The sequence below is a fragment of the Ancylomarina sp. genome, assembly GCF_041555295.1.
In the GTDB taxonomy this organism is placed as follows: domain Bacteria; phylum Bacteroidota; class Bacteroidia; order Bacteroidales; family Marinifilaceae; genus Ancylomarina.
In genome coordinates this window covers 1-10,580 of sequence record NZ_JBFFKR010000108.1, presented here as the reverse complement: position 1 = coordinate 10,580, position 10,580 = coordinate 1, and the positions used below count along the sequence as shown (strand labels likewise).

Annotated in this window: 10 protein-coding genes; 1 reads left to right on the top strand and 9 read right to left on the bottom strand. The window is 33.5% G+C overall.

Translation table 11 applies throughout. The features are described from left to right. On the top strand, window positions 1-1,154 hold a 1,154-nt coding region (locus tag ABY905_RS09355), incomplete at its 5' end, for a beta-N-acetylhexosaminidase (protein WP_372642880.1). Here the strand turns inward: ABY905_RS09355 and ABY905_RS09350 are convergent. The 9 genes from ABY905_RS09350 to ABY905_RS09310 form a co-directional block, all read right to left on the bottom strand. After that, window positions 1,151-2,551 carry a D-ribitol-5-phosphate cytidylyltransferase gene (locus ABY905_RS09350; protein ID WP_372642878.1) on the bottom strand — a complete coding sequence of 467 codons (1,401 nt, stop codon included), beginning with the start codon at window positions 2,549-2,551 and terminating at the stop codon, window positions 1,151-1,153. The genes ABY905_RS09355 and ABY905_RS09350 overlap by 4 nt on opposite strands. A 79-nt stretch (window positions 2,552-2,630) precedes the next feature. After that, entirely contained in the window at window positions 2,631-3,722 is a 1,092-nt protein-coding gene (locus ABY905_RS09345) for a CDP-glycerol glycerophosphotransferase family protein (RefSeq protein ID WP_372642875.1), read from the bottom strand. 49 nt (window positions 3,723-3,771) lie between these two features. Then, window positions 3,772-4,719 carry a UDP-glucuronic acid decarboxylase family protein gene (locus tag ABY905_RS09340; protein ID WP_372642872.1) on the bottom strand — a complete coding sequence of 316 codons (948 nt, stop codon included), beginning with the start codon at window positions 4,717-4,719 and terminating at the stop codon, window positions 3,772-3,774. Between the two features lie 69 nt (window positions 4,720-4,788). Further along, entirely contained in the window at window positions 4,789-5,835 is a 1,047-nt protein-coding gene (locus ABY905_RS09335) for a CDP-glycerol glycerophosphotransferase family protein (protein WP_372642870.1), read from the bottom strand. A 105-nt stretch (window positions 5,836-5,940) separates the two neighbouring features. Then, window positions 5,941-6,687 (bottom strand): lipopolysaccharide kinase InaA family protein, encoded by a 747-nt coding sequence (locus ABY905_RS09330; protein ID WP_372642868.1) that lies wholly within the window; start codon window positions 6,685-6,687, stop codon window positions 5,941-5,943. 74 nt (window positions 6,688-6,761) lie between these two features. Further along, complete coding sequence (locus ABY905_RS09325) at window positions 6,762-8,249, bottom strand: capsule assembly Wzi family protein (RefSeq protein ID WP_372642866.1); 1,488 nt, start codon at window positions 8,247-8,249, stop codon at window positions 6,762-6,764. Continuing rightward, window positions 8,239-8,778 (bottom strand): NUDIX domain-containing protein, encoded by a 540-nt coding sequence (locus ABY905_RS09320; protein WP_372642864.1) that lies wholly within the window; start codon window positions 8,776-8,778, stop codon window positions 8,239-8,241. The genes ABY905_RS09325 and ABY905_RS09320 overlap by 11 nt, the downstream gene beginning before the upstream one ends. 75 nt (window positions 8,779-8,853) lie before the next feature. Further along, on the bottom strand, window positions 8,854-10,263 hold the full coding sequence (locus tag ABY905_RS09315) for a COG3014 family protein (RefSeq protein WP_372642862.1): 1,410 nt from the start codon (window positions 10,261-10,263) through the stop codon (window positions 8,854-8,856). A gap of 157 nt (window positions 10,264-10,420) precedes the next feature. Continuing rightward, the gene (locus ABY905_RS09310; protein ID WP_372642882.1) at window positions 10,421-10,570 is read right to left on the bottom strand and encodes a hypothetical protein; all 150 of its coding nucleotides are present in this window, start codon (window positions 10,568-10,570) and stop codon (window positions 10,421-10,423) included. Between the last annotated feature and the right edge of the window lie 10 nt (window positions 10,571-10,580).

Here is a 10,580-nt window from a genome sequence, read left to right as displayed (position 1 = left end):
GCTTGGATGTTTTTGATCAACCAAAGTATAAATGGAGAGGTTTTATGCTTGACTCTGCAAGACAATTTCAGACACCTAAGTTTATAAAAAAGTATCTTGAGTATCTGGCCATGCTAAAAATGAATATTTTTCATTGGCATTTGACAGACAGACAAGGATGGCGAATAGAAATTAAAAAGTATGCTAAACTAACCGAAATTGGTTCAAAAGTTACAAACGGTAAACAACAACAGGGGTATTATACGCAAGAAGATATTAAAGACATCGTTGCATTTGCCAAGATGTTGCATATAACAGTTGTACCGGAAATTGATGTCCCAGGACATTCAGAAGCTGCGCTGACAGCTTATCCTGAAATGACGTGTTTTAATAAAGTTCCTAAAAGTGTAACGAGCTTTTCATCTAACCTATTTTGTGGTGGCCGAGAATCGACCTATCAGTTTCTACAAGATATTCTAGATGAGGTATGCGAATTGTTTCCTTCTGAACACATACATCTTGGCGGAGATGAGGTGCCAAAAAAGAATTGGAATAATTGTCCAGAATGTCAATTAAAAATAAAGCAAGAAAAGTTAAATAATACCCATAACCTTCAACTCTATTTCTCTTCCAGATTGGCAAATTATCTAAGGAATAGAGGACGTAAGGCAATTTTCTGGGGTGATATTCTACATCGTAAAGGTATGGATCTCCCCGATAATGTTGTGATTCAATGGTGGAATTGGAATAGCCATAAAGATAAGGCCTTAAAACAAGCAATTAAAAGAGGGCATCAGGTCATTTGCAATACAAATTATTGTACCTATTTAAACTACCCTATTAAACCCTGGTTTAGGTACAAAAAGAAGGCTTCTTACGATTTGAAAACCACTTATGAACAAAACCCCAGTGACATAAGCAAACCCCATGATTTAGTCTTAGGCATGGGCTGTTGTTTGTGGACCGATTGGTATGTCCAAGAATCAATGGTTGATAGGCGTGTATTCCCTCGGATTTTTTCCCTATCAGAACAAATGTGGAGCAAAGCCAAGAGGTTGAGATTTGACGAATTTCACACAAAAGTTAAAGCTAAATTTCCCTTACTAAGAGAGCTGAACATTGATTATGGACCAGCTCTCAAAGAGGAAGTACCTGTTGGTTATAAGTGGAATTAATTTAGAACAATAGAGTGTTGTTTTTTTACATAAATTATTTGCCCGGTGAAATCGCTTAATAGTGTCTGTATGGATACTTTAGCCACATCCATTGACCTTAATAAACTCCCTTCTGGTTCTATGCCAAAATTTTTGGTGCGCATAGGAGTCTGCGTTCGTTCAGGATTAATACAGTTTATTTTAATGCCAAAGTCTTTCCATTCTTCAGCAATTGCTTGAGTGAAATTTACGACTGCAGCTTTTGTTGAAGAATACAGACTATAAGAAGATCTCCCTCTAGTGTATGAACTTGATGTGAATAGTAAAAGTTGACCTTTTGTTTGTTTAAGGTATTTAAAACTCTCAGTAGCCACATTTATCATACCTATATAGTTAACCTGAGTTATTTCTTGTATACTTTCAGTATCAAGGTTCATCAGAGGTTCTTTATTAAGAATCGCAGCTGTATTTATAACGTAATCAATTTTGCCATTTATATCATAAACTGACTTAAGAGCATTACTTACTGCAGTCTTGTCTTTAACATTGACATTATTGTGTGACCGACTGAAAGCGTATACTTTTGCACCAATTTCACTGAATTGATTAACAATGTCTTTACCTATGCCATAACTACCTCCAAAAACCACAATAACTTTTGATTTTAAAGTTTCGTTTTGATTTTCTATTAATTCACGAGCGTTAAAATCCAGATGCTTTAATTGGAACAGTTTATCTGCAATAAATAGGTCAAGTTCAAATGTTACTTTAATATTACTATGTGATCCCTCTACTACATAAACTTTTTCATGTGGTAAATATTTTAATACGACACCACAATCATCTGTTGATGTAAACGCAGGGTCTTTTGCCGCCAAATTGTAAGCATCACGAATCGTTGATAATTTGAATGCTTGAGGTGTTTGGCCTTGTCGCAGTTTAGAACGCTGTGGAACGTTTACAATAAAATCATTCTCATCTACTTCAATTATTGTATCAGTAGCAGCAATGGCAACATCAACTGCATTAAATTTCTCTATTGCAGATACGACATTTTCTATAATTGAGAGACTGACGAATGGTCTTACTGCATCGTGAAAAATAAGATTGAAATTATTTGAGTCTGGCTCAACTTCATAAGCATGAATGGCGGCCAGACTAGAATCTGATCTTTCTTTTCCGCCCTGAAGAATTTTTTTGACCTTTTTGTATTGATTTTTGATTACAATATCTTCAATTTTCTGAACATACATGGGATTAATAACAATAGCTATCTCATGGATTTGCTCTGATTTTTCAAAAATATCAATACTGTGTTCAATAATTGTTTTTCCAGCTATTTTAATAAATTGTTTTGGTAAATCTCCCCCCAAACGATTCCCTTTTCCTCCTGCTAAGAGAACACAAATGTTCTTCATTTTAATTTTTATTTATGTGTGTATTCAAATACAACCTATAAATTGATTGAACCATTTCTCATGTAGACAGCTCAAATAGTTACGGTTTATCTTCTCTTAGTAAGATATCTACCATACGGATTGAGACTTTCCCATCAACAGGACCAATGATCTGGTGAGTACATTCAGATCTACGAATTTTGTATTTATCAGGATTTTGTATCTCAGTGTCAACCACTTTTTTAAGATACTTGTATTTGCTAACATTTTCGCCAATATTTCTGAATTGATCCATTGAGCTTTCCATCCTTTTTTTTAATTTATATTTTCCAAAAAGACGATAGCTTAAACGGAGTTTAATAAATCGATTTAAGATAACTGGTTTGTCTAGTGCTGCAAATTCAAAAACAACTGAAGATTCATCAGAAATTAGAATGTCAGATACCGCATAAAATGGAGAAATATTATAGTCTTCAAATTCTGCGAAATAGACATTGGTGTATTTTTTCCATTTATCTAGTTTTTTTCGTTGAGCCTTATACTTTTTCCGTAAATAGGTGTAGTGGTGTGCTTTAACGATGATGTTGTATTCCGAGAATTCATCTGGGAATTTGTCACTCATTTTTTCTATAGAACTAGGATAAAAAGTAGGAGCATACAGAATGGTTTTTTTCTGAGGATCTAAACCATATTGTTTTTTGAGATCAATAATGTCTTTGTCCGTGTAGGCTAATACAGTGTCAAGTTTTGAAAACCCAACATTATCTAATAAAGTTGAACTTTGAGGATATAATTCTTTGAGTTTGTTTAATCGGAATTCCCCTTCCACAAATCTAATGTCGAAGAGGTTCTTATCTTCAGTGAAATTTCCTGTTTTAGTTCCTATTCCATGTGCAATAAGCACCGATTTTTTGTAGGGAATATTTAAAGAAGGTATAGTGTTTCCACTTATCAAGTATTGTATATCACAGTTTTCTAAATTACTTGTACCAATTTGATAGGGAATGCTTTCTTTCTCACAGATTTTAATAATATCCTCATTCTGATTGAAAATATCTCGTTTGCCACTCTCTTTAACGATAAACAGATAGTTCAAATTTCTTTTCTTAAGTTCATTTGCTACCGGAAGAAATTGTGGTAGATAATAAATTTGTTCTGTATAAAAGACTGCAAAAATATTGGTAGTTGACATAAAAAAAAATATAATTGTTTGGATTTCAAATACAAACAAAAAATGATAATTAATAGTTTGAAATAATGAGTTTGCTAAAATATTCAATGGTCTTAGTAAGGCCTTCTTCTAATTGAATTTTTGGTTCCCAATTGTTCAATTTTTCTTTAGCAAGGCTAATATCTGGCTGACGTTGCATTGGGTCATCCATAGGTAGACCACGATAAATTATTTTTGATTTTGAATGAGTTAATTCAATCACTTTTTGGGCTAATTCTAGAATTGTGAATTCATTAGGGTTTCCTATATTAACCGGACCAATGAAATCTTTAGGCGAATTCATCATTCTAATGGCACCTTCAACCAAATCATCAACATATTGAAAGCTTCTACTTTGTGAACCATCACCATAAATGGTGATATCTTCATTTTTTAAAGCTTGCACGATAAAGTTTGAAACGACACGACCATCATTAGGGTGCATATTAGGTCCATAGGTATTGAAAATACGCATGATTTTAATATCCACCTGATTTTGTTTGTGATAATCCATAAACAAGGTTTCAGCACATCGTTTGCCTTCGTCGTAACATGAACGAATTCCAATAGGATTCACATTTCCCCAATAATCTTCTGTCTGGGGATGAATTTCTGGATCACCATATACTTCGCTGGTTGAAGCTTGTAAGACTCGAGCATTAATTCGTTTGGCTAAACCCAACATATTAATAGCTCCCATAACCGAAGTTTTGGTTGTTTTTATGGGATTGTATTGATAGTGAATAGGAGAAGCAGGACATGCAAGATTATAAATCTGATCTATCTCTGCAAAATAGGGTTGAATCACGTCATGACGAACCAACTCGAAGTACGGGTGTGGTAGGAGGTGTTCAATATTACGCTTGCTACCAGTAAAATAGTTGTCGAGACAAATGACATCATTGCCTTCTTTTATAAGACGATCACATAAGTGTGAGCCAATAAATCCAGCACCTCCGGTAACAAGTATACGTTTCATGTTTATATAATTTGGGTTTCTTTTTTTTATGTTTGGATCCAGAATACTAATATCTGAAATAAAGCTTAATCATTTTTTGATCTTGCCATATTTTTTATTCACTTTCCATTTACGAAGAAATGATAGCTTTCTTTCTTCCGGTACCGGATTATGACTCAGCCATTGCTTAACAGCCTCAACCATTCTTTGGGCTGATTTACCATCTCTTAGAGGATGATAGTTATCTATAATCCATTTTCTGTCTTCTTGGTTGATATCCGAATTTATAACCGAGTCAACTGTTTCACACAAAACATCAGGAATCTCTATGTTTGTCCATTTTATGTTATCAGATGATGACTTAAATGTGATAACTGGCTTGTCTAAAAGTAAGAATTCATAGACAACTGAAGAGGTGTCACTGATCATTAGATCAGACAGAATTAGGTATTTACTAATATTAGGATCATCTACTATAATCAGATTCGCAGTCGTTTTAGCCGTTTCATAGTATAAGGCTTTCACGTCCTTATTCATAAGATCATGAAATTTAACAAGAATCAGGTAGTTTTTATTTTTAGATAAGTTTAAAATTTCGTCATGGAGTAATCCTGCCGAAGTTAAACTGGGAGAAAAGGTTGGTGCATATAAAATGATCTCTTTAGCCCCATGTTTCTCTAACAGATTCGTTTTTTCGTTATCGAAACTATCTTTCTGAAGAAACAGATCGTCTAACTTGGACCAACCCGTTTCCATAACATCAAAATCACCGTGCTTATTAGCCAGTTCATTAAAGCGATTTGTAAAATAAGGCCCCTGAGTCAGGTAGAGATCAAAATAGTTGCGAATTCGGAAATGCCCTTTTTTTTCTCCAGCCAAGCCGTGAAATATCTGAGTTTTAAGTCCTCTTAAATAATGAGGAACGACGTTTCCAGGCACAAAAATGACATCACTCTTAAAATCATAGATTTTTTGCAAGGATGATGTATAAGATGTGTCATCTTTGAAAGGGAAACGATTAACGATTTCTGGATCGACATACCATAAGACATCTTCTCCCAAACGAATCAATTCGTTATGAATAGGACGTAAGATGCTAAATGAATAGGGTCTTTTACAAAAGAGAACAGCCTTCATGTAATTATAGTCTGTATTTTAAGTGAGTCAAAAAGAAAGTAATTAAAGATTATTATTTCTACTTAGAGTATGCATTTAACTAAAAACTTCGACGTATTATTCTTTCTATTTCTTTTTAAACAAACTCTTAATCTTCTTTTTTCTTAGTTTCTTAGCTTTATGATTTTGGTCGAAATTAATAATTTGTTTTTCAACGTAAACACTGTCTAAATTGCTTAGTTGTGCATATTTCCTTGCAATAACCTTAAGGAATTTCTCATCGGCCCATAATTGCGAGAAATTTTTTAGTTTATCCACTAAACGGAGTTGTTTAAATTTTAATCTATTAATATCTACTATTGAAAACAGTGTTCTTTCATCCAACTGCTTTATTAGAATATTCCCGGGAGAATAATCCTGATGCAAAACACCCTTTTGGTGATTGTTAAAAGTGAACTGAGTAAAATCTTCAAGTAGAGCTGTGTTGAAAGGTATTTTTCCTGTAATTAATTCTCTAATAGTATAGTCGTATTCAAGTTGTAAAGAAATATAATAGCTGTGATTTATAAAACCATTTTTGTAGCAAATTATAAATGCTACTGGTTCAGGCGTGTTTATACCTAACTCCTGTAGCTTTAGTCCATATTTAAAGGATTTTTCGGCTTTTGATTTTCGAATATAAGTGTAAGCAATTTTATTAACTAGGTGTGGAATCTTAAACGATTTCACATTAAGTATAATGCCGTCTATTTCAATTGTTTTGATTTCATTTCGTCCCTTGTATAGGGACGATCCAAGTACATTGAAATTATCTGGTAGCTTTTCCAAAAAGCTCTGTAAATGTTTATATTTTGGATTAATATCTATGCGCATAATGTGAAGATGCCTGGCTTTAAAATTCTAATTGAATTTGTAAATCTACAAATAATTTAAATGTGATGAGTTTTCTATTTCTTCAAGAAATCAGAAATAAAACCCGAGCGGGAAAATTTAAGCATTAACCCCAGACTGTTTTTGTAAATATCGCCTGAATCATAAGCAATACTCGCTTGAATATCAAAAGGAATCTTATTTTGAGGAAGTAATAGTTCTAGTAAAAAGTGTTTTTGATACTCTTGTGGATCAACCGTATATTTTCTCAAAATGACCCAATCACCTACAGGTAAACTGCGGTCTTCAACAACAGGGAAAACTTGACCATAGTTTTTATACATAGTTGCTTTAAATAAGTATGTTAAATTTCGGTGTTGACCTGTGAACCCTAAGTTAAAGGCTTTAACTGTAGTATTTGCAAAGCGAATGCTATTGTCAGCCCCAATAGTTGTTGGAGAAATTAACGGAATGCCAAATCCTTTTTGAAAATTTGACCATCCAGACCGATAAATACCATTATTGAAATAGCTATCGAAGCCAATAACAGAAAGAGAAGGGGTTATTTCTACACTTCCCTGATTTAAACTAGAGTAATATTCTAATAGAAAAGAATTAATTATTTTTTTCTGATGTAATTTTAGATGCAAGCCATAATAAATATCTCTGACATTGTAAATTTTTCGAATCTCTCCACTTTTGTCTTCAAACATATTTTTCATGAAAAAAGTAAGGCTGAATTTGTCGGAATTGTAATTCAGTTTAGCTTGATTTTGACCAACATGATTGCCTAAGGAGTTGTCAGATTCATTATTACTAGAATCTCCATTGTCAGTTGTTAGAACTTGACCATTTTTAGCTATGAAAACTTTAGCAAAAGCTTTTAAGCCACCTTCTAACTTTCCGTAAGTAGGAGATGTTCCTGCCCACTGTGCATAATGATCAATACCAACTTCTAGTGACAAACCTTTATCTTTACCAAAACGAAGGAAGAAGTTTTTATGATGTAAGTTGACATGACTAGCATATCTGTGATCAATTAACCACCCGTTAGATAGCACAGCTTTTACTCCAAACCAGCCCTTTGTGAAAGGAATATTTAAGTAATCTGTTGAACCGATTTCTATTTTAGGATACGGACGTGCATTTCCAGACATAATTAGGTTTCCATTGGTGAAAGATAAGCCATCTAATTCCACTTCAGGATTTTTTGCACCGACAAAGAATTGAATTTTGTTCTTTTTAAAGGCCAGGTAGTACTGATTGATTAAAGCATATTTATTAGAATAAGTGCTGCTAAAGGCTGCATCAAAACCAGTAGTCCAATCCCATCCACTTTCTTTTGTATAATCCTTATTTATGCCAAAATAAATTCTCTCACCATTCTTTTTTGGAGCGATACCATTTTGGTTTGCTACAAGCCAAAAAGGTAGGGTTGATTTGCTTGATATAGCAGCTGAGGTCCCTACTTCATATTTCAATTCTTCCTTCTGAGAAAATGAAGAAAATGAAACAAATAATAATGCACAAAGGATTGTGGTAGTGGTAATCTTTTTAACGTTCATTAATTAAGTCTTTAGCAAAAGCTTTTATAATCCTTTTTATCGATTCGCCACCAATCTGGTTGTAGGGGATCAAGTTGGGAGCTATGAATTCGTAGCCAGAAATATCGTCTTTTGCGTGTATATGGTTAAATGAATTAAGTTTGCAAATATAAGCTAAATCGAGTGTGAAAACAGATAATCCGCCAAAAATATATTCATTGGGAGATGACATGAAATATTGGAATTCCTCAATGTCAAGATTCAATTCTTCCTTTATCTCTCTATAAAGAGCATTTTCAGCACTTTCCATAATATCTACAAAGCCACCAGGTAAATCAAGCATGCCTTTATGCGGTTCAACCGCGCGTCTGGTAAAAAGAATTTCTCCTTTATCATTCACTATTAAAGCGGCAACTGCAGCGGCAGAGTTGATGTATAAATGGAATTGGCATTTACTGCAGAAAAAAGATTGGTCTTCTTTAAAAGAAAATTCACTACTGCCACATTTAGGACAATAGTGAATTGTATTTTTTGGTAAGGTTGATTTCATATTAGATTTTAAACGTTGAGCGATGAAATTTATTATCCTTCAAAAAGCACATTAAAGAAATACGATTTTTGTCATCTATCTTGTTTCTAGATTTTGGAAGGTGAAAAACTGTGTTTCACCAGTTTTTACATTAAAGTCTAACTCTTGTTTATGCTCACCATTAATACCACTTTTAAGGTATAGAGTCAGTTTGTGACTGCCTGGCTTTAATTTAATTCTAGTGTAGTAGATACTATGAGGTAATGTTTGCCAATTACGTGTATCTGCTTTTTCTGTTAAGCCATTAGCAATACTAAGTAAAGTCCCCAAGGTTTCGTCTTTACTACGCGTATATTCTTCTAATGCTTTTTTTGTGGCAAGTCGTATAATTGAATTAGCTAATTCACGAACCATACGATCTTTAAGACATTTAAATGCAATAGCATTCACATCTTCAGCTTTTTCCAAATTATATTGACCTAAACCATTAATTTCAATCAAAGCTTGATTGAATAAGGGAACACGTTCTTTGTATTTTGGAAATGCTATTCTTACAAAGTCAAGATTGTTAAAAGCAGCATTCTCCTTACTACTAAAATTATTCGTATTGAATGGAAAGCTGACACCTTCTTCATTATTGGCAAGGGTGAGTATACCGCCAGCTCCTCTGTTTGCTGCGAAATTGATACTCCACTCATCCTTAATGGGGCCTAAGCCATTCATCCATATGAAAATGATCTCTCCTTCATCTTTTAAATTGCTTTCGTAGGTCATGCCAAACTCCTTGCTATAGAAATTGTATTCCTGTTCGAAGCCAATACGTTTGGCAGTTCTTAAGATATCTTTCTTTAATTGCTCTGGGCTTATTGTTCCAAAGTTTTCTGAGTAATTATCTTTATAGATCTTATAGGCATTACGATATGCAATAAATGCATTATTGTAGTCTTTTGATGCATCGTAAATCATGCCCATTAGATTATGAGCAAAGGCATCGTCACTATATCTGTTTTTATGATTTCGGGGGTACTTGTCGTTTAATGCATATAGCTTTTCATTGATACGACGACATTCGATGAGAGCTTCTTGATTTTTACCTAACTGCAGATAGCCAATTGCTTTATAATAGTTTATAAGTACATTCTCAAAATCTTCAGGTTTGTATGGCTTAACACTAGGATTTGAAACAATTGCCAAGGCTTCAGAGCCCCAGTTTTTTCTTTGATCTTCAATAAATAAATCAGCCTCATTAAAATAAGTGTTGGCTAAGGTATAATCTTGTTGCATCCAAGCTAAAGTACCTTTGTTCACTAAATAAAGAACTCTATTGCGATTGACTTGTAGTTTCTTATTGGCATCCAAATGCTTATTTGCCATTTTCATATCACCACTTTCAAAGCTTTTGTTGAAGGCTTCATTCTGCTGGTAATAAGTCGCACAGCTGGAAAGTAAAAGTGATGCAAGTAAAAATAATAATAATCGGAATCGCTTTTGTATAGAGAATATCATACTAAGAGAAAGGTTGAATGTTTGACTTTAGATTTTCAGTCAAGAAGTTAAAATCCTTGCAAGACATTTTGTCTTGCAAGGTTTTTATATAGAAAGTCAGTTGATGCGTTTATATTTTGGAAAATAATATCAATTCAACTGATTGTTAAACCTCGGATTATCGGTTTACGTATTTTTTTATTTTTTTATCACCCATCCAAACTAGTTCGCTAGTTTCAATGTTTGTCAATTCAAGATTCAACTGGTAATAACGAACCTTTTCTTTCTTGTGACTATCAATAATAGAATTGATATCGCCTTGAAGAATAAAGTCAGCT